The 19,920-nt window shown below is 67.6% G+C and carries 20 protein-coding genes; 8 read left to right on the top strand and 12 right to left on the bottom strand.

Annotated elements, in window-relative coordinates:
- Positions 1-7: 7 nt before the first annotated feature.
- Both G6N32_RS05420 and eccCb read right to left on the bottom strand, forming a co-directional pair.
- Complete coding sequence (locus tag G6N32_RS05420) at positions 8-1,174, bottom strand: type VII secretion-associated protein (protein ID WP_147291949.1); 1,167 nt, start codon at positions 1,172-1,174, stop codon at positions 8-10.
- The gene (gene eccCb / locus G6N32_RS05415; protein ID WP_115318811.1) at positions 1,171-4,692 is read right to left on the bottom strand and encodes a type VII secretion protein EccCb; all 3,522 of its coding nucleotides are present in this window, start codon (positions 4,690-4,692) and stop codon (positions 1,171-1,173) included. The genes G6N32_RS05420 and eccCb overlap by 4 nt, the downstream gene beginning before the upstream one ends.
- Positions 4,693-4,784: 92 nt before the next feature.
- On the opposite strand from eccCb, the gene eccD reads away from it, so the two are divergent.
- Complete coding sequence (eccD, locus tag G6N32_RS05410) at positions 4,785-6,110, top strand: type VII secretion integral membrane protein EccD (RefSeq protein ID WP_115316886.1); 1,326 nt, start codon at positions 4,785-4,787, stop codon at positions 6,108-6,110.
- Between the two features lie 44 nt (positions 6,111-6,154).
- Positions 6,155-7,417 (top strand): type VII secretion-associated serine protease mycosin, encoded by a 1,263-nt coding sequence (gene mycP / locus G6N32_RS05405; RefSeq protein WP_115318812.1) that lies wholly within the window; start codon positions 6,155-6,157, stop codon positions 7,415-7,417.
- On the opposite strand, the gene eccB is transcribed toward mycP, so the two are convergent.
- Both eccB and G6N32_RS05395 read right to left on the bottom strand, forming a co-directional pair.
- On the bottom strand, positions 7,382-8,731 hold the full coding sequence (gene eccB / locus G6N32_RS05400; protein ID WP_115316887.1) for a type VII secretion protein EccB: 1,350 nt from the start codon (positions 8,729-8,731) through the stop codon (positions 7,382-7,384). The genes mycP and eccB overlap by 36 nt on opposite strands.
- Before the next feature lie 36 nt (positions 8,732-8,767).
- On the bottom strand, positions 8,768-9,334 hold the full coding sequence (locus tag G6N32_RS05395) for a CGNR zinc finger domain-containing protein (RefSeq protein ID WP_115318813.1): 567 nt from the start codon (positions 9,332-9,334) through the stop codon (positions 8,768-8,770).
- A 74-nt stretch (positions 9,335-9,408) separates the two neighbouring features.
- Here G6N32_RS05395 and G6N32_RS05390 point away from each other — a divergent pair, with 74 nt between their 5' ends.
- The 5 genes from G6N32_RS05390 (at position 9,409) to G6N32_RS05370 (ending at position 13,268) form a co-directional block, all read left to right on the top strand.
- Positions 9,409-10,404 carry an EamA family transporter gene (locus G6N32_RS05390; protein WP_115316889.1) on the top strand — a complete coding sequence of 332 codons (996 nt, stop codon included), beginning with the start codon at positions 9,409-9,411 and terminating at the stop codon, positions 10,402-10,404.
- A gap of 125 nt (positions 10,405-10,529) precedes the next feature.
- Positions 10,530-11,123 carry a cutinase family protein gene (locus tag G6N32_RS05385; protein WP_115318814.1) on the top strand — a complete coding sequence of 198 codons (594 nt, stop codon included), beginning with the start codon at positions 10,530-10,532 and terminating at the stop codon, positions 11,121-11,123.
- A 77-nt stretch (positions 11,124-11,200) separates the two neighbouring features.
- On the top strand, positions 11,201-11,872 hold the full coding sequence (locus tag G6N32_RS05380) for a cutinase family protein (RefSeq protein ID WP_115316891.1): 672 nt from the start codon (positions 11,201-11,203) through the stop codon (positions 11,870-11,872).
- 46 nt (positions 11,873-11,918) lie between these two features.
- Positions 11,919-12,581: a cutinase family protein gene (locus G6N32_RS05375; RefSeq protein WP_170310581.1), complete on the top strand. Its 663-nt coding sequence runs from the start codon at positions 11,919-11,921 to the stop codon at positions 12,579-12,581.
- 9 nt (positions 12,582-12,590) lie between these two features.
- Positions 12,591-13,268, top strand: a complete 678-nt coding sequence (locus G6N32_RS05370) for a cutinase family protein (RefSeq protein WP_232077702.1) — start codon at positions 12,591-12,593, stop codon at positions 13,266-13,268.
- Here the strand turns inward: G6N32_RS05370 and truA are convergent.
- The 8 genes from truA to infA all read right to left on the bottom strand — a co-directional run bounded on the left by truA (position 13,265) and on the right by infA (position 17,935).
- Positions 13,265-14,251: a tRNA pseudouridine(38-40) synthase TruA gene (gene truA / locus G6N32_RS05365; protein ID WP_172507207.1), complete on the bottom strand. Its 987-nt coding sequence runs from the start codon at positions 14,249-14,251 to the stop codon at positions 13,265-13,267. The two genes, G6N32_RS05370 and truA, sit on opposite strands and share 4 nt — an antisense overlap.
- Positions 14,151-14,759, bottom strand: a complete 609-nt coding sequence (rplQ, locus tag G6N32_RS05360) for a 50S ribosomal protein L17 (RefSeq protein WP_115316896.1) — start codon at positions 14,757-14,759, stop codon at positions 14,151-14,153. Before rplQ ends, truA begins: the two co-directional genes overlap by 101 nt.
- A 60-nt stretch (positions 14,760-14,819) precedes the next feature.
- On the bottom strand, positions 14,820-15,872 hold the full coding sequence (locus tag G6N32_RS05355) for a DNA-directed RNA polymerase subunit alpha (protein ID WP_071949501.1): 1,053 nt from the start codon (positions 15,870-15,872) through the stop codon (positions 14,820-14,822).
- A 94-nt stretch (positions 15,873-15,966) separates the two neighbouring features.
- Positions 15,967-16,572 (bottom strand): 30S ribosomal protein S4, encoded by a 606-nt coding sequence (gene rpsD / locus G6N32_RS05350; RefSeq protein WP_036340802.1) that lies wholly within the window; start codon positions 16,570-16,572, stop codon positions 15,967-15,969.
- A 15-nt stretch (positions 16,573-16,587) separates the two neighbouring features.
- The gene (rpsK, locus tag G6N32_RS05345) at positions 16,588-17,001 is read right to left on the bottom strand and encodes a 30S ribosomal protein S11 (RefSeq protein ID WP_036340804.1); all 414 of its coding nucleotides are present in this window, start codon (positions 16,999-17,001) and stop codon (positions 16,588-16,590) included.
- Between the two features lie 5 nt (positions 17,002-17,006).
- Positions 17,007-17,381: a 30S ribosomal protein S13 gene (rpsM, locus tag G6N32_RS05340; RefSeq protein ID WP_036340806.1), complete on the bottom strand. Its 375-nt coding sequence runs from the start codon at positions 17,379-17,381 to the stop codon at positions 17,007-17,009.
- 153 nt (positions 17,382-17,534) lie between these two features.
- On the bottom strand, positions 17,535-17,648 hold the full coding sequence (gene rpmJ / locus G6N32_RS05335; protein WP_003879483.1) for a 50S ribosomal protein L36: 114 nt from the start codon (positions 17,646-17,648) through the stop codon (positions 17,535-17,537).
- Between the two features lie 65 nt (positions 17,649-17,713).
- Positions 17,714-17,935, bottom strand: coding sequence for a translation initiation factor IF-1 (gene infA / locus G6N32_RS05330; protein WP_005140011.1), 222 nt, complete (start codon positions 17,933-17,935; stop codon positions 17,714-17,716).
- 282 nt (positions 17,936-18,217) lie between these two features.
- Between infA and G6N32_RS05325 the strand changes: the two genes are divergently transcribed.
- A complete protein-coding gene (locus G6N32_RS05325; RefSeq protein WP_163789135.1) occupies positions 18,218-19,918 on the top strand; it encodes an NAD(P)/FAD-dependent oxidoreductase in 1,701 nt (566 codons plus the stop codon).
- Positions 19,919-19,920: the final 2 nt, after the last annotated feature.

The raw sequence follows: 19,920 nt of genomic DNA, 5'->3' as shown, positions 1-19,920 counted from the left end.
TCGACGCTCACGGGCCGCTTCCGGTTCCACTGAATTCGCGGGCTGATTCAATGGCTTCCTCGCAGGGCCCGGCGATCGCGTCAAGCCGGCCTTGCGCAGACTGGCAGCCGATGCTGATGCGCGTGGACCCGTCGAGGACCACCGCCCAGCGGATCTCCCGGGCAATGCGGACTTCTCGGTACGTCACCGCCGGTCGCCCGCCACGCCGGTCCGCGGGGTTGAAGTCGACGAACACACCGCCCGGCTGCTCGTCGATCGCCCGGCTCAGCGTTGCGGCCGTCTGATCCAATGTCTCTTCAGGTGAATAGGATTGGGTGATGTGCAGGGCCGCTGCCGAATTGGTCGGCGAGCCGACCTGAATGCGGCGCGAACCAGGGCCCGCCGTAACGCGGGTGATCAGCCAATCGGCTGGGATCCGCAGTGTGACACGACCTTCGACGATGTAGACGCCGCCGGGAGTCGGTGCCGGCGGGCGGGTGCGGACCGCGGCCACCCCAACCACGCACAGCGTCAAGGCCATCCCGGCCGCCACGGCCGCGGACCCTCGCCACCGCCGTCGTGAGGCGCGGACAGGTACTGCCGTCGACTCCGGCTCGGACGGATCCGGGGTGGCGGGCACCCGTACCATCCGCGCATCCGTGCCGCGCCGACGCAGTGCGGCACACAGACCGTCGGCGTACTCGACCGCGCCGGGCACGCCGGGCGGGGCGTCGATGAGAACGGAGGTGGGAGTGGTTGTCTCGATCATCCCGGCGAGGTCCATTGGATGGTGCGGGCGGCTGCGCGTCGTCGGTGATCGGCCATCGCAGATGACGGCAACCAATTCCTCGGCGATCTCGATGACGGTAGCTGCCTCGCCGGCGGCCAGTACCGCGGACCTGGGCTGCGCATGAACTTCGGTCGCGACTGCTGCCGCGGCATCGACGAGCCGCGAGACCCGGTGATGTGCCCACCACGACGGGTGGACGACAGTCAGTGTCTCGCAGCGTTCCTCGACACAGTCGGCGAAGACTCTCTGCCACAGATCGACGACGGCGACTGGCCGTTCGCGGAACAGCACCACCGTGTCGTCGATGGCGGCGAGTGCGGCCGCGACCATCTCCTGCTCCCCCGTTCGCTGCGGGTGGGGCGTCAGCCGGGTGACCACTGCGGGACCGACTTCCAGCACTGTCACGTTGGGCTCCAACCGACCTGCACCAGCTCGGCGCCGGCCCGGGTCACCAGTAGTCCGCGTCCCGGCGGGTGCTCGGTCGCGCGGTGGTGGCCGATCAGCGGACCCTCGTCGGAGCTGCCGCTCATCAGCAGCGCACCGCACCCGCTGTCCCGGACGTGCGCCAGAAGGGGATCGAACATCGCCCGCGCAGATCCGGCGCAGCGTCGCGCGATGACCATGTGCAGCCCGATGTCTGCGGCGTGCGGCAGCAGGGCGACCAGCGGACTCAGCGCATCCGGTGAGGTGGCCGCGACCACGTCGTAGTCGTCGACCACGACGTAGATTTCGGGTCCGCTCCACCACGATCTCGCCCGGAGCTGCTCGATCGTCGTGTCGGCGCTCGGCAATCTGCTCTGCAGCACTGATATCAGGCCGGGAAGTCGTTGCGCGATAAGGTGTTCGGAGAACATATAGTCGAGCACATGGTGCGCATCGGCGACGTCGAGCAGGCCACGCCGGTAGTCGACGACGAACAGCGACGCGGGTTGCGTCGTTGCAACGCGCAGTATCTCGCGGCACAGCGTTCGCAGCGCCGAGGTCTTCCCGCATTCCCGGTCACCGAGGACCAGCAGGTGCGCCAGGTGACGAAAGCTCACAACCACCGGGGCGAACTGGTCTTCACCCAGACCGAGCAGAACGCCATCTGTGTCACCGGGTGCCATCTCGACGACCGCGGAGTGGTCGATGTGTCCGGGCAGCAGTCGCACGCGCGGCGCCTGCCACGACCGGTCACACACGATATCGCCGCCGTCCGGCATCGCGATCAGGAAGTGGTTGCCGTCACCGGTGATGCCGCGCCCCGGCATGCCGATCGGAACGAGCGCCGCCTGCTTGCGATCCATCTCCGAGTCGATCGGGTCTCCAAGGCGCAGTTCGATTCTGGTGCCGATCTGGTCCTTGAGCGCGGGCCGGATGTCGGCCCACCGACCGGCGGTGAGGATCAGGTGGATGCCGAACGACAGACCGCGGGAGGCGATGCCTGCGATCGCCGTCTCGAGATCGGGATGCTCCTCCCGCAGGCTCGACCAACCGTCCACGACGAGGAAGACCTCACCGTACGGATCGACGTCGGCGCGGGCCTCGCGAGCGGACAGTAGGGCGCCGACGTGGCTGACCGTCCGGCGCACCAATTCGGTCTCCCCCCGGCCTGCGACCGATCCCACGTGGGGTAACCGCCGCAGCGAATCGAGGGTGCCGCCGCCGAAGTCGATGCAGTAGAACTGAACCCGCCGCGCATCGCGACGAGTGGACGTCGCGGTGATCAGCGACCGCACGGTGGTGGACTTTCCGCTTTGTGACGTTCCGACCACCGCGACATTGCCGAGGGCGCCGGTGAGGTCGACGGTCATGGGCGCCTGTCGCTGCTCGAACGGCAGGTCGACGACGCCGATCGGCACTGCGCGATCTGGCCCCACACCGTGCGGAAGGTCAGCGAGGTTCACCGAGCCGGTGAGCGGTGGTAGCCACATCTGATGCGCCGGCGTTCCTCGCCCGCCGAACCGGTCGACGATCACATCGAGCACGGTTCGAGGCGATCCGACGGCTCCGTCGGTCGGTGTCGGCGCAGCCGATTCCCGGGTGAACAGTGCCACGCCGGCGCCTTCCGCTGTTGTGGCGCTGCCCGGCGCCGGCCCACCGAGGTACGTCGCCTGAAATCGCACCAACCGCCCGTCGCCGGTGCGCAGCAGCGCGGCGCCCGGGGTGGCCGCCAGCTCGGCAGCGTCCGCGACGCCGAGTACCGCGCGCGACTCCGCGGCCGTCGCGGTCTTGAGGCAGATGCGATACGACAGATGCGATTCGAGGCCGCGCAGGCGACCCTCGTCCAGGCGCTGACTCGCCAGCAACAGATGCATGCCCAGCGAGCGTCCGACCCGTCCGATCATCGCGAACAGGTCGGCGAAATCAGGCTGGTGAGCCAGCAGTTCGGCGAACTCGTCGACGATGACGAACAATGTCGGCAGCGCAGGCAGACTGGGATCTGCGAGTCGATGTCGCCGGTAGGCGGCGAGGTTGACCGCATTGCCCGCCCGCCGCAGGAGCTCCTGACGACGGCGAACCTCGCCGCCGAGCGCATCCTTTGCGCGGTCCACCATCGGCGCGGCGTCGGCGAGGTTGGTGATGACGGCGGCGATATGGTGCAGGCGCTCCAGGCCGAGAAACGTCGCGCCGCCCTTGAAGTCGATGAGGACGAGGTTGACGTCGTCCGGCGAATGGCGGGCAATGATGCCAGCCGCGATCGTGCGCAGCAATTCGGATTTCCCCGAGCCCGTCGCACCGACGCACAAACCGTGCGGACCGTGGCCACCGTCGGCGGGCTCCTTGATGTCGAGAGCGACCGGTTCGCCGTCCACCGTCGCGCCGAGCTCAACCCGGAGCTGCTCGCACGGAGGCAATACCGGCCAGAGAGCTCCCTTCTCAGGGCAACTCACGCCGAATCCGCTGTCCCGGTGGCGGTACCGCGCCAAGCGTCGTGCACACGTCCGCGCCTGCATGATCGTCATGGCATCGGCGGTGGCGAACTCCTCGATGCCCGCACCCGTGCGCACCGCGAGGTTGTCCCCGTCGACCCGCAGGGACCGTGGCTGTGAGTCAGGTTCCACGTGTCCGACGGCGATCACGGTGGTGCCGGGTACGGCATGCGCTCGGTGATCCGCTCCGTCGACGATGACGACCCGATACCCGCCGCGATGGTCGCGACTATCGTTGTGCGGCAGCCACTTCAACCAGTCCCACTGCTGCCGGTGCTCGGCTCGTACATCTGCGGTGATCGTCAGGTTCGTCGGGCTGTGCAGCACGGCCAGCTGGCAGAGCATCGCACGAACCAGGGCACGCGCACTCGACGGATCGCCGTCGACGACCAGCACGCCGACCTTGGGCAGCGCGATCGTGACCGGTAGATCGTCGACCGTCGCGTGGTGGTGCACGAAGCGCCGCAACGCATCGGCGGTCACCGGGTCCAGTTCGTCCGTGGGACCGACGGGCGGCACGACTATCCGGCGCGCCAGCCGGTGCCGGCCTACGCCGACACGGACGTGGCAGAAGTCCGGATCGCGATCGTTGCGCGCCCACATCCCAGGGCCGCCGACCAGCGTCCACAACGCGGCCGGATCCGGGTGTCCCTCCCGCAGCGTTGATCGCTGACTCAGCACCGTTTCCCGCACGTGCTCGGCGAGCCGATCGAGATGATTCAGATAGCGCCTGCGTTGACGGTCCATCCCGCGGCCCGGCCGCCGGGCACCGGCCTGCAGCGCCATGCCGAGCGCCGACACCACCATCATGACCGGCAACATCACCGCCGTCGAGCCGTCGGAACCGACCCCTGACCCCCACATCACCACACCGACGCCCACCACCGCGCCGACCGCTATCAGCGGCACGAATCGCGACATTCCCGACTTCGGCTCGGTGCGGGGCAACGGACCGATGACCAGATCGTCGTTCGGCGGGAAATCGATCGCCGACCGGGTAACCCGATTCATGCACGGACGGTAGACACCGTCGGCCCGGACCGGCAATTCACCTGTGGACAGCGGAGTTCGACACCACCGTGGGATCACTACCGTCCGGTCTCATGACTGCCGCCGACCAGACCTGCCAGGTGTCGATCCGCACCGGCGACCGGGAGACCGACATCAGCCTGCCATCCGGCATACCGATCGCCGAGCTGATGCCCGCCGTCGTCGATCTGATCGGTGCGGCGCAATTCCACGGCACCGATCCGCATCTCACCCGGGTCTGCGGGCAACGGCTCGACGCGCAGACGACCCTCGCGCAAGCCGCCATCCATGACGGTGACCTGCTCATCCTGAGCACGGCGGCGGCGACCGCGCCGCTGCCCCGGTTCGACATTAGTGGCGCCGTTGCCGATGTGGTTGCGGCGCTGCCGGAACCGAGGTGGCGATTCCTCCGGCGCAGCGGTGGTCTCTGCCTGCTGGCATGGGCGGCCGCGGCGGTGCTGGCGTTACTGGGCCGCGCGATTGCGGACCCGACGGCAAGCCCTCATCCCGTAGTCGCCACGGCAGCAGCACTTCTGGCGATGACCGGCGCGGTCACCGTGCACCGGGTAGCCGCCGATCGGGTGACCGTGGTGAGCCTCGGCGTGCTGGGCATTGCCTTCGCCGGCCTGAGCGCCGCCCTGCTTCCCATGGGCCCACCGGCGATGCCCACGTTTCTCGTCGCGATGGCCGCGATCGGGTCGGTCTCGCTGCTGGCCTGGCCCCTGTTGGGCTGTGCCACTGAGGTATTCCTTCCGATGGCCGCTGTGGCGATGGCGGGGGTGATGGCGACCATGGGCGCGGTGGCAGGGTGCTGGCCGGCCGAAGCCAGTGGGCCGATGCTGGTAATCGGATCACTGGGTGTGCTGGTGGTGTCCGCGCGGCTCTCGGTCCACAGCTCCGGACTGGCGGCGGCCGGCCTCGCCGACGCAGACGTCCAAGCCAGGTCGCGACTGGCTCATCACCGGCTGAACCTGATCGTGGCGACGGCGGCCGCGGCGGCGGCTGTCGGAGCTGCGGTCACGGCGACGACCACTTCACATTCGCTTCTCGCGGCGATCTTCCTCGCGATCATCGCAATGTTGCTGCTTCTCCGGTCCGTTCGGGAGAGAGTAGCGTGTCGGGTTGTCGCGCAGAGTATTTCGTCCGCAGTCACGGCGACTCTGCTCGTGGGCTTGTGCGCCGTCACCACACCGCAGAGCACTCCGTGGCTGTGCGGGGCGCTCGCACTCGTCGCCGCCTGCGCGATGTGGGTGGCGCACCGCGGGCCGGTGTGCACCTCCCCGGTGGTGCGCCGCGCGGTTTCGGTAGTGGAGCTGATGCTCGGCGCGGCGGTCGTACCCGGCGGCTGCGCAGCAGCGGGCATGTTCGGCGGGCTTGCTCAGATCGGTGCGGCCTGGTGAGGCTCACCGTGCGGATCGCGTGCACCTTCTCGGTGGCGTTGCTCATGATGATGAACTGTGCGCCAACCGCATTCGCCGTCATTCCGCCTCCGATCGACAACTCATTGCTGCCACCGCCTGCTCCGCCCGCTCCACCCCGGCCGACCGAACAACGCCAGCCGTGCACGGTGCCACTTCCCGCCGGTGCCGGCGCGCAGGCACCGCAATTGGCCGGATTCGACGTGCCGGCGATGTGGCGGCTGACCCGTGGAGCAGGTCAGCGCGTCGCGGTGATCGACACCGGGATCGCAACGCATCGCCGGTTGCCCGATATCGTCGCGGGCGGTGACTATGTCTCTACCGGCGACGGCAGACAGGACTGTGACGGACACGGTACCGTCGTCGCGGGCATCATCGGGGCCGCGCCGGATCAGACAGATGGGACGGGATTCACCGGGATCGCTCCGGAGGTCACCCTGATCGGGATTCGGCAGTCCAGCAACAAGTTCGGCCCGTTGGCCGATTCCGGTGAGCGCGGCTTCGGGGATGTGAGCACTCTGGCCATGGCCGTTCGAACGGCCGCGGACATGGGTTCGTCGGTGATCAGCATCTCGTCAGTGGCCTGTGCCGAATCGAGCGTGGACGACCGTGCGCTCGGCGCGGCGCTGTCGTATGCAGTCGATGTCAAGGATTCCGTGGTGGTCGCCGCCGCGGGAAATGTCGGCGGCGACGGCCAGTGCCCCGGCCAGAACACGACGGCACAGCCCACTGTGATCGCGAGCCCGGCCTGGTACGACGACTACGTCCTGACGGTCGCCTCGGTGGGCTCCGACGGCGCTCCATCGGAATTCAGCCTCAACGGCCCGTGGGTCGACGTCGCGGCGCCCGGCGAGAACGTCGTGTCGCTGGACCCGGACGGTGATGGCGTCATCAACGCCCTGCCGACAGCGGCGGGGCAGGCCTCGATGTCGGGTACGAGCTACGCCGCACCAGTGGTCGCCGGTGTAGTGGCGCTGGTGCGGTCCCGCTTCCCGAGACTCTCCGCCCGCCAGGTGATGACGCGCATCGAGGCCACCGCACATCACCCAGCGCGAGGCTGGAACGCCGCGGTGGGCAGCGGAGTCATCGACCCCGTGGCAGCACTCAGCGATCACACCAGTGCACCACCGCCGCACCAGGCGGCGCGAGCGGCGGCTCCGCTGCCGACCCGGCCCGAGGACAAGCACCGCTACGCGGTGCTGGGAAGTGCGGCGGCGCTGTGCGTGGCCGGTGTCGCCGCGGCGTCGGTGCTGCTACGGCGCCGCGCCGGGCACGTCCCGGCCGACTAGGGCGGCGTCCCGGTCCAATTGGGAACCCGCAGGGAGTGCTCTGAGGATCGACCACGGTGCTGCGGCAGGAGCACCACCGAGCCCGAGCGCAGCGGTAGCCGAATCAGGCACGGGGAAGCGAACTCCCGCACTGGTGACGAGGTGGCGTCCCGTTCCCGGTCCGCCGGTGACATCCAGGCTGACGCCGGAGATCATCCGCACGCCGTCGACGGCGGGCCCGTCCCCGTCGGATCCGGCCAGGGTGACGGTGCCGGGACGGTCGACAGGCTGCGGTCCGACGGCAACACCACTGTGTCCGGACATCCACGTCGCACAGATGTCGTCGCCGTCGCCGAGGAGTGCGGGCGGATCATCGGGGTAGGCGCCGACCGGCAGGGTGTCGACCAGCGGGGTGCGCGCGATCAGTTCTGGTGGCACCTCGGTGGTCTCGGCCTGCGCGGCCGGGTCGCTGAACCGGATGAGTTCGGCGGCCAGCCGACCGATGCGCTGGAGGCCGCCACGCAACGCGACGTAAAACTGGGGTGACCCGGTCCCGACAACGCGCAGGACGGTTCCGACCGCGACACCGCTCAATCCGGATGGTTGTCCCATTCCGGCGATCCGGGGTGGACCGATCGCAGGCACTTCGGGGATCGTGTTGAGCAGGGTCGGGGACACCGTGCGCATTGTCGCGTCGGTGATCCGCAAGGCGCGCGCGGTGGCCGGGTCACCCGGATCGAGCATGGCTCGCGTGCCGGCGTACAGCAGGTAGGCCGATCCGTCACCGTGCGCCACCGTGGCGACGACGGCGCTGCGCGGGTCCAGGTCTGGCGGTATGGAGTCGTCGCCGGCGGCGACAGTGGTGTTCCCGTCGGCGTCGTCGCACACCGCCCATCTCACCTCGCGGGGCGCCATCACGCGTCCGAATGATGCAGGCGCGCCGGGGATCCCCAGAATCGGGCCGGTAGCCGTATCGCCGAGCGCGGCCTCGTCGACCAGTCGCGGTGTGACCGGCGAACCCAGGATCAAACGGGCCGACGTCAGGTTCGCCACCGGGCGCAGGCCGTCGTCGATCCTGACGAACAGGGCGCCGGACTGCCGAGTCATCACCACCGTCGCATCGCCGGGAATGACGTGACGGGCCGTCGATCCCAGGATCGTGTCGAGGACCACGGCAACCCCTGCCACACCGCAGCCGACGAGGAGTGCGAGCTTTCGGGCCCGAACGGGGTCGTCAAGGGCCGGCAGCTGCCGCGCCAGGACCGCATACTCCAAGCGGCGCACAAGAAATCGCCGCGCACTCAACTGAGCGCGAAGGGGTGGGCGGCCCGCCATCTGGGTGACGCTAGAACACCTGCTTAGGCGCTGATGTCACTCATCAACAGGCCCCTCTTTCGAGCGGCGCTCCCGGTAGGCGGCGACGTGCTGACGATTACCGCAGTTGCCGGTGTCGCAGAACATCCGGGAGCGGTTGCGGGACAGGTCGATCAACACCGCTTCGCAGTCCGGGGCCGCACAGATCTTGAGCCGGCGCAGTTCACCGGCGCGCACCAAATCGGCCAGCGACATCGCCATCTCGGCACCCATCCGCTGGGCCAGCGGATCGTGAATGGACGCCAGGTGCAGGTGCCACTCCGGCATCTCCGGATGCCGCGTCAGCCACGGGGAGGCGCGGGTGTCCGACAGCAGTGCGTTGATCTGACCGACGGCACGCTCCTCGTCGGAGGCGGCCGCCCAGATCCGGCCCAGCCGGCCGCGCAGCGTGTGCACCGCCGACACCTCGGCGTCGTCGCGATCGCGCCGGCCGGTCCAGCCCCAGCTGCTCAGGTAGTCGTCCAGCGCTCGCTGGTCGCCGAGCAGCTCACCGTCGACGCGGTCGCTGTTGATCAGCGCACAGGCAGCCCGCAACGTGAGCTCTGTGTCATGACTGAAAAGCATTTGACTCATGACTTCCTCCGGACGTAGTGTCATGACCAACATCGATTTTACTCATTACATCCGGGGAGTGCCTCATGTCGACGCTGGTCCGCACCCACGACCACTTCCGGCTTGGGCTGATGTTCGCCATCGGATCGGCGTTCACGTTCGGCATGTCCGGCCCATTCGCCAAATCGCTGATGGGCGCCGGCTGGTCGCCGACCGCCGCCGTCACCGCCCGGCTCGCCGGCGGCGCGCTGGTGATGGCCATCTTCGCCACCATCGTCAAGCCCGGCTGGGTCCGCGAGGCCCGCGCGCACGCCCGCGTCGTGGTGGCCTACGGGCTCGTCCCGATCGCCGGGGCCCAGCTCTGCTACTACAACGCCGTCTCTCATCTGTCGGTCGGCGTGGCACTGCTGCTCGAATACACCGCACCCATCCTCGTCGTCGGCTGGATCTGGGGTACCACCCGGCGTCGCCCACGCGCCATGACACTGGCCGGAGTTGCGCTCGCTGTCGCCGGAATCATGTTGGTGCTCAACGTTTTCGAGGGCGCACACATCAACACGGCCGGCGTTCTGTGGGGTTTGGGTGCGGCGATCTGTGCGGCTTGCTACTTCATGATGTCCGATGAGGTCAGCGCCGACGGCACTGGCCTGAGCTCGATCACCCTGGCCGCGGGCGGCCTCGTGGTCGGCACGGTCGCCGTGCTGTTGCTGGGACTGACCGGCGTCATGCCGCTGGTCTTCACCGCCAACGACGCGGTCGTCGCCGGATTGACCGTGCCCTGGTGGGTTCCGGTGGTGATGCTTGCCGTGGTGGCCACCGCGATCGCCTACACGCTGGGCATCAGCGGTGTGGCGCGGTTGCGCCCGAGCTTCGCCTCTCTGGTCGGCCTCGGCGAGGTGCTGTTCGCCGTGTTGTCGGCGTGGGTGCTGCTGGGTGAAGCGGTTACCCCGGTCCAAGCGGTCGGCGGTGTGGTGGTCCTCCTGGGCCTGGCCCTGGCCCGCCAGGGTGACCGCAGCACGGCGGTCACCGCAGCGACGTGGCCCGATGCCGGACCGATCGAGGAAGTCGCCGCGCGAAGCTGATTTCCGCGGCGCGCAAGCAAACGTCGGGAATGAAACTCCGCTCTCATCTGTAACATCCAGATGTGACATCAACCGCTGCGCCGAAGCGTTTCCTGCTGGCCGCCTCCGCTGCCGTCCTCACCGCAATGTTCGCGCTGGTCAGCCCGGCCGCACTGCCAACCGCGGCGGCGGCCTGCAATGACGTGCAGGTGGTGTTCGCCCGCGGCACCGACGAACCGCCGGGCATCGGGCGGGTCGGGCAGGCTTTCGTCAACTCGCTGCGCGGCAAGATCGGCAACCGCTCGATGGGTGTCTACGCGGTGGACTACCCCGCCAGCTACGACTTCCTGGCCGCCGCCAACGGCGCCAACGACGCGAGCGCGTTCATCCAGGGTGTGGTGAACGACTGCCCGAACACCCGATTGGTGCTCGGCGGGTACTCGCAGGGGGCGGCGATCATCGACATCATCACCTCGGTCCCCTTCCCGGCGGTGGGTTTCACCAACCCGTTGCCGCCGAACGTGCCGGACCACGTCGCCGCTCTGGCCGTCTTCGGCAACCCCACCACCAAGGTCGGCCTGCCCCTGACCAGCAGCGCGGTCTACGGCAGCCGGGCCATCGACCTGTGCAACGCCGGGGATCCGATTTGCAGCAGCGGTGACGACGTCCAGGCTCACCGCATCTACAACAGCGACGGGTCGGCGGTTCAGGCGGCCTCCTTCGTCGCCGGGCTGCTCTAGATCACCGGCGGTTTGGGCCTCCCAGCCACGTGTGTGACTATTAGCCGAATGCTCGCGACCAAGGGGGTCTCATCAGCATGGCCAGGCCGACCATGACATCACTCCGCAAACTCGGTGTTGCCTCGTTCGCAGCGACGGCGATCCTGTCGCCGATCACCATCGCCCCGGTAGCCCAGGCCGAGCCGTGCCCCGACGTCGAGGTGGTCTTCGCGCGCGGGACCAGCGAGCCGGCCGGCATCGGCCGCGTCGGGCAAGCTCTCGTCGACAATCTGCAGGGCCAACTGGGTGGACGCTCGGTGAGCGCCTATGCGGTGAACTACCCCGCGACCTACGACTTCCTGGGTGCCGCTGACGGCGCCACGGACGCGACCAATCACATCGCCACGATGGCCGCGGCCTGCCCGGCGACCAAATTCGTTCTGGGCGGCTACTCCCAAGGCGCCGCGGTGGTGGACATGTTGGTCGGCATTCCCCCGCTGGGCAATAAGGTCGGTGACATCGGCTCGGCGCCCCCACTGCCGGGCAACCTGGCCAACCGTGTCGCCGGGCTGGCGGTCTTCGGCAATCCGTCCACCAAATTCAGCATCCCGATCACGTCGGCCGGCGGGGCGTTCGCGGGTAAGGGCGTCGACCTCTGCAACGACGGCGACCCGATCTGCTCGCGCGGTCGCAATCCGTTCGCGCACACCGATTACGAGCAGGGCCCGGCGCCCGCGCAGGCGGCCGGCTTCCTCGCCGGGCTGCTGTAGCCGCGCAATTTTATTTGCTGCCAGCATTCTCCCAGGCTCGTCTACCATGGCTGGAGTGCGGGCGAAAACGGTTCTGAGCGCGGCGGCGGCGGTGATGTCCGTGGCCGCATCACTGTTGCCGACCGCCGTGGCGTCCGCAGCCGACTGCCCCGACGCGGAGGTCATCTTCGCGCGCGGACGCTTCGAGCCGCCCGGCATCGGCCGCATCGGCCAGGCGTTCGTCGATTCGCTGCGGGCCAAAACCCCGAAGAGCGTCGGGGTGTACGGGGTCAACTACATCGCCGACTGGGACATCGTGCCGGGCGCCAATGACCTGAGCCGGCACATGCAATACATGGCGACCAACTGCCCCAACACCCGCCAGGTGCCGGGCGGCTACTCGCTGGGTGCCGCGGTGGTCGACGTCGTGGTCGGCTCCAACAAGGCGCAATTCGGCTTCAACTCCCCGCTGCCCGCCTCGGTCGCCGATCACGTTGCGGCGGTGGTGTTGTTCGGCAACGGCACCCGCAGCATCTTCGGACCGGTGTCGGCGGCCAACAGTCCGGTCTACGGTCCCAAGACCATCGACCAGTGCAACGTGGACGACCCGATCTGCAACGGGATCGATCCGAGCACCCTTGCCGACAACTGGAACTCGCATCTGCAGGACGCGTACATCGGCTCGGGTCTGGTTGACCAGGCCGCCCAATTCACCGCAGACAGGCTCTGATTCATGCGTATTCGGGGGACGCTGACCCGTGCGGTCACGGTGGTCGCCGCAGCAGCGGCGATGGTGCTCGGCCCGACTCCACTGCCCGGCGGTGGCGTGGTGTCTGCGCCGCAGGCTTCCGCTGCGGGCTGCCCCGACGTGGAGGTGATCTTTGCGCGGGGCCGCCTCGAATCCCCCGGCGCGGGAATCATCGGCAACCAGTTCGTCAGCGCACTACGCTCGCGCGTTCACCGCAACATCGGCCTCTACGCGGTGAAGTACCCCGCCGACAACCAGGTCGACGTCGGCGCCAACGACATCAGCCAGCGCGTCATCTACAACATCAACAATTGCCCGAATACCCGGTTGGTCCTCGGCGGGTACTCGCTCGGCGCGGCGGCCACCGACATGGCACTGGCAGTTCCCATCCCGATTCTGGGCTTCAAGACCCTCCTCCCGCCGGACGCCGGTAGCCACATCGCGGCAGTCGCGTTGTTCGGCAACGGAACCCAGTGGTTGGGGCCGATCACGAATTTCAGTCCGGAGTACCGGGACCGAACCATCGAGCTGTGCCACGGCGCAGACCCGATCTGCAATCCCGCCGACCCGGACACCTGGGAAGCCAACTGGCCCGACCACCTCGCCGCCGCCTATCAGAAGGCCGGGATGATCGACCAGGCCGCCGATTTCGTGGCGGGCAAGCTCTAAGGCCTGTCCAGCGTCCGCAGATCGCGGGTGACGGTGATGCGTGCGGCGAGCTCGTCATCCGGCGGGTAGTCCACGCCGGTCAGCGTCAGGCCCCGAGCCGGTGCCGCGGCGAAGTCACTGGAGCGGGCGTGTGCGGTCAACAGCGTTGCGCACCAAGACGGTTCGCGACGACCCTGCCCGACCGCGAGGAGCGCACCGACGAGTGAGCGCACCATCGACCAGCAGAACGCGTCGGCGGTGACGTAGGCCGTCACCGCGTCACCGTCGCGCACCCAGTCCAGGCGCTGCAGGTCGCGGATGGTCGTCGCACCGGGCCGGTGGCGACAGAAGGCGGCGAAATCGTGCAATCCCACCAGATGCCGGGACGCCGAACTCATGGCGTCAACGTCCAACGGCTTCGACCAGGGTGTCACGTATCGCGCGGACTGCGGCTCCACACCGAACGGCGCAAGCGACAGCCGGTATTCGTAGTGCCGACGCAAAGCCGAGAAACGGGCATCGAATCCGGCCGGGGCGCGGGTGATCTCGCGAACCCGGACGTCCTGCGGCAGGAACCGGGCCAATCGGCGAACCAGCGGCAGGAACTCGGGGTCGCCGGGCCGAGCGTGACGCGGGTACGCGTGGGCCAGGGCGTTGGCCGGTACGTCAAGATGGGCCACCTGCCCGGTGGCATGCACTCCGGTGTCGGTGCGACCGGCGCCGAAGACCCGGACCGGCTCCCGGAAGACCGTCGACAGGGCCTCCTCGAGGACACCGGTGACCGTGCGGTGGCCTTCCTGCGCCGCCCAACCGGTGAAATCGGTTCCGTCGTACGCGATGTCGAGCCGCAGACGAACGAGCCCGCCACCGCTATCGGTGACGGGCTCGTTCGTACTCACAGCGTCAGGACTTGTCAGCGTCCGAATCCTCGGCGGATTCTTCAGCCTTCTCCTCGGCGACCTCGTCGGCAGCCTCGGCGGTCTGCGCATCGGCGATGCCGGCATCCTCGGCCTCGACGGCTTCGATCGACTCTTCAGCCTCCGGGCCGACGGCCTCTTCCGGCTCCACCGCGGCCTGCGGCGCGGCAGCGGCTGCCACCGGTGCCGCCTTGGCGGCCGAGCTCTTGCGAGCCCGGTTTGCCTCCGAGGTCACCGTCTTCTCCCGCACCAGTTCGATGACCGCCATCGGGGCGTTGTCGCCCTTGCGCGGCTCGACCTTGATGATGCGGGTGTAGCCGCCGTTGCGGTCGGCGAAGAACGGCGCGATCTCGGCGAACAGAGCGTGCACGACGTCCTTGTCGCGAATCTTCTTCATCACCTCACGCCGGTTGTGCAGCGCACCCTTCTTGGCGTGGGTGATGAGCTTCTCCGCGTACGGACGCAACGCCCGCGCCTTCGGCTCGGTGGTCTTGATCCGGCCGTGCTCGAACAGCGATGTGGCCAGGTTGGCCAGAATCGCCTTCTGGTGCGAGGACGACCCGCCGAGGCGAGGACCCTTGGTGGGCTTGGGCATTGCGACTTCTCCTAAATGGGGCCGGTCCCCGTATCAGGTAGGACCGGGACTGTTGTGTAGTTAGAGCTCTTCGGTTTCGGTGTAGTCCTGCTCGGCGTCCAGGTCGTAACCCGCATCGCTGTTCCAGGTACCGGTGGCGACGTCGTAGCCGGCGACCTCCGACGGATCGAAGCTGGCCGGGCTGTCCTTGAGCGACAGACCCAGCTGGTGCAGCTTGATCTTGACCTCGTCGATGGACTTCTGGCCGAAGTTACGGATGTCCAGCAGATCGGACTCCGTGCGCGCGACCAGCTCGCCGACGGTGTGCACGCCTTCGCGCTTGAGGCAGTTGTACGAACGGACCGTCAGGTCCAGATCGTCGATCGGCAGCGCGAACGCCGCGATGTGATCGGCCTCGGCAGGCGACGGGCCGATCTCGATGCCCTCGGCCTCGACGTTGAGTTCCCGTGCCAGACCGAACAATTCGACCAGTGTCTTGCCAGCTGAGGCCAGGGCGTCACGCGGGCTGATCGAGTTCTTGGTCTCGACGTCCAGGATCAGCTTGTCGAAGTCGGTGCGCTGCTCGACGCGGGTGGCCTCCACCTTGTAGGTGACCTTCAGCACCGGCGAGTAGATGGAATCGACCGGGATGCGGCCGATTTCGGCACCCGAGGCCTTGTTCTGCACGGCAGGCACGTAACCGCGGCCGCGCTCGACAACCAGCTCGACCTCGAGCTTGCCCTTGTCGTTGAGGGTCGCGATGTGCATGTCCGGGTTGTGCACCGTCACGCCGGCGGGCGGGACGATGTCACCGGCAGTGACCTCACCCGGGCCCTGCTTGCGCAGGTACATGGTGACCGGCTCGTCCTCCTCGGAGGACACGACGAGTCCCTTGAGGTTCAGGATGATGTCGGTGACGTCTTCCTTCACACCGGGCACGGTGGTGAACTCATGCAGCACACCGTCGATGCGGATGCTCGTGACGGCCGCGCCGGGGATCGACGACAGCAGCGTACGCCGCAGCGAATTGCCAAGGGTGTAACCGAATCCCGGCTCCAGCGGTTCGATGACGAACTGCGACCGGTTTTCGGCGATGACCTCTTCGCTCAGTGTGGGGCGCTGAGAAATCAGCATGGTTTTTTCTATCTCCTTCTCGGCAACCGCTATTTGATGCCGTTAAGTGATCCACAGGGACCGGTTGGCCCCGCAGAGGACTGCGTCGTCTTCTTTACTTCGAGTAGAACTCGACGATCAGCTGCTCGGCGAGCGGGACCTGGATCTGCTCGCGAGTGGGCAACTGGTGGACGAGGATTCGCTGACGCTCCCCCACGACCTGCAGCCAGGACGGGATCGGGCGCTCGCCGGCGGTCTGCCGGGACAGCTCGAACGGGAAGGTGTTCAGCGACTTGTCCTTGATGTCGATGATGTCGTACTGCGACACCCGGTAGCTCGGGATGTTGACCTTGACGCCATTGACGGTGAAGTGGCCGTGGCTGACCAGCTGGCGAGCCATCCGGCGGGTACGCGCCAGGCCGGCGCGGTACACGACGTTGTCCAGCCGGGTCTCCAGGATCTGGAGCAGGTTCTCACCGGTCTTGCCGGTGGACCGGTTGGCCTCTTCGTAGTACTTGCGGAACTGCTTCTCCATCACGCCGTAGGTGAAGCGAGCCTTCTGCTTCTCCTGCAGCTGCTGACGGTATTCGCTCTCCTTGATCCGCGCGCGACCGTGCTGGCCGGGCGGGTAGGGGCGCTTCTCGAACGACTGATCTCCACCGACCAGGTCGACGCCGAGGCGGCGCGACTTGCGGGTAGCGGGTCCGGTATAACGAGCCATTTTTCTTTATCCTCCCTAGACCCGGCGCCGCTTGGGCGGACGGCAACCGTTGTGCGGCTGCGGAGTGACATCGGAGATGGCGCCGACCTCGAGACCGGCGGCCTGCAGCGAGCGGATCGCTGTTTCGCGGCCCGAACCCGGGCCCTTCACGAACACGTCGACCTTCTTCACACCGTGCTCCTGCGCCTTGCGGGCAGCGTTCTCGGCGGCGAGCTGCGCGGCGAACGGAGTCGACTTACGCGACCCCTTGAAGCCGACGTGACCCGACGAAGCCCAGGCGATGACGTTGCCCTGGGGATCGGTGATCGAGACGATCGTGTTGTTGAACGTGCTCTTGATGTGAGCGGCGCCGTGCGGGATGTTCTTCTTTTCCCTGCGACGGGTCTTCTGACCCTTCTTGGCGCCGGTGCCCTTCTTTGCCTGTGCCATCCGGGTTACCTGGCCTTCTTCTTGCCGGCGATGGTGCGCTTGGGGCCCTTGCGGGTACGCGCATTGGTCTTGGTTCGCTGGCCGCGCACCGGCAGACCGCGGCGGTGCCGCAGGCCCTGGTAGCAGCCGATCTCGATCTTGCGGCGAATGTCGGCCTGAACCTCGCGGCGCAGGTCACCCTCGACCTTGAGGTTGCCTTCGATGTAGTCGCGCAGCTGGGTCACCTGATCGTCGGTGAGGTCCTTGGTGCGCAGGTCCCGGTCGATGCCGGTGCCGTCCAGGATTTCCTGGCTGCGGGTACGGCCGATGCCGTAGATATAGGTCAGCGCGATCTCCATGCGCTTATCGCGCGGGAGATCAACGCCCATGAGACGTGCCATCAGGCAGTGATTCCTTCTCTTTGCGGAGGTCTGTTCCCAGTCCGTTCCCCGTCTGTCGGGGTCCGGCCTCCGTGCCGGACGTGGATGAGAGCCCGTGCTCTCAGTGGTACTGGGAGGTCTGCATTCAGTTGTGGGTAGTGCTCGCGCCGGGTGTTAGCCCTGCCGCTGCTTGTGGCGCGGATCAGAGCAGATCACCATGACCCGCCCATGCCGGCGGATCACCCTGCACTTGTCGCAGATCGGCTTGACGCTCGGGTTCACCTTCACGGCTGTTCGATCCTTCTAGTTCGGTCGGTTTGTATTCGTGCGTGCTGGTTCGGGTCGGTGGGGGCTTACTTGTACCGGTACACAATGCGCCCGCGGGTCAGGTCGTAGGGAGACAACTCCACCACCACCCGGTCCTCGGGAAGGATGCGGATGTAGTGCTGCCGCATCTTGCCGCTGATGTGAGCGAGTACCTTGTGTCCGTTCTCCAGCTCAATGCGAAACATCGCATTGGGCAGGGGCTCGACCACGCGGCCCTCGACCTCGATGGCACCGTCTTTCTTGGCCATGTCCTCTTCGATCCTGCTTTCTAGGTTTGGGGCAGCATTCGCCCCGACTGCAAAACGTGAGCCGGGAGCGGGAAATTCCAGGATTTCCTCAGACAGGGCACGCAAGAGTCGGCGCGGAATCCGCACCGTTGGTCAACGATACCCGCTCGGGCGCGCTACTCCAAAACGCGCCGAAGGCACGCTGACCTCGCTTCATCTGCGGGCGAACACGATGTGGCGGGAACCGCCGGCCCGCAAAGCCACCCTAATAAGCACTGGACAACGAGCGCATACTTGACGGTGATGACTGGACCCGCCCCCCAGCCCCGCAAACCCGTGATTCTCACTGTGGACGACGACCCCGCCGTCTCGCGTGCCGTGGCACGTGACCTCCGCCGTCACTACGGCGAGCGGTATCGGATCGTCCGCGCCGAATCCGGGCTCGACGCGCTGGAAACGATCAACGAACTGAAACTGCGCGGCGAGACCGTCGCGGTGTTCGTCGCCGACTACCGGATGCCGCAGATGAGCGGCATCCAGTTCCTCGAAGAGGCGATGGACGTCTACCCGATGGCCCGTCGCGTTCTCCTGACGGCCTACGCCGACACCCACGCCGCGATCGACGCGATCAACGTCGTCGACCTCGACCACTACCTGCTCAAGCCATGGGATCCGCCGGAGGAAAAGCTCTACCCGGTGATCGACGCGCTGCTGGAGGCCTGGCACGCCACCGGCGACCGGGCCATCCCGCACACCAAGGTGATCGGGCACCGGTGGAGCGAACGGTCGTGGGAGGTCCGCCAGTTCCTGGCCCGTAACCTGCATTCGTTCCGGGCGTTCAACGCCGACGAGCCCAAGGGCAAGCAGCTGCTGGATGCGGGCGGCCTGGACGAGTTCCAGTTGCCGGTGGTGATCAGCGAGCAGGGCCAGATCCTGGTCGACCCGACCGATGCCGAACTGGCCGCGATGCTCGGCTTGTCGACCAGCCCGTCGCTGGAGATGTACGACCTGGCGGTCATCGGCGGCGGCCCGGCCGGGCTGGCGGCGGCGGTCTACGGCGCCTCCGAAGGGCTCAAGACGGTGCTGATCGAGGAGCAGACCACGGGCGGTCAGGCCGGCCGCAGCTCCCGGATCGAGAACTATCTCGGCTTCCCCACCGGCGTCTCCGGTGCCGAACTCACCACGTCGGCCCGCAGGCAGGCGGAGCGCTTCGGCGCCGAGGTGATCACCACCCGCAAGGCGATCAAGCTTTCCGCCGGCGAGGCGGGCACCGCACGCACCATCGAGTTCGAGGACGGCAGCACGATCGCTGCCCGCGCCGTCATCCTGGCCACCGGTGTGGCCTACCGCCAGCTGCAGGTCACCGGCTGCTGGGACAACCCCGACGATCCGGCATGCAACTACGTCGGTCGCGGCGTCTACTACGGCGCCTCGGTGTCCGACGCCTCGGAGTGCAAGGGTGAGGACGTCTACATCGTGGGCGGCGCCAATTCGGCCGGGCAGGCGGCGATGTTCATGTCCCGCGAGGCCCGCTCGGTCACCATGCTGGTGCGCGGACCGTCGCTCGAGGCGTCGATGTCGCACTACCTGATCCAGCAGATCGAGAAGAACCCGACGATCACGGTCCGCACCTGCACCGAGGTGGTGGACACCCTCGGCGAGGACGACCACCTGACCGGCCTGATCCTGGAGAACCGGCAGACCGGCCAGCGCGACACCGTCGAGGCCAGCCGGATGTGCTGTTTCATCGGCGCCGAGCCCCGCACCGACTGGCTCAAGGAGGTCGTCGCGGTCGACGACCACGGATTCGTACTCGCCGGACCCGACCTGCTGAACGTGGCCGGGTGGACGCTGGACCGCCCACCGCACCACCTGGAAACAAGTGTGCCTGGTGTGTTTGTTGCAGGAGACGTGCGCTCCGAGTCCGCAAAACGGGTGGCGGCCGCCGTCGGCGAAGGGTCGATGGCGGTGATGCTGGTGCACCGGTATTTGGCGGAGGCCTAGAA

The sequence above is a fragment of the Mycolicibacterium aichiense genome (assembly GCF_010726245.1).
Classification (GTDB): Bacteria; Actinomycetota; Actinomycetes; order Mycobacteriales; family Mycobacteriaceae; genus Mycobacterium; species Mycobacterium aichiense.
Note: the sequence above shows the minus strand (reverse complement) of the source record. Positions and strands in the feature narration are given on the sequence as shown.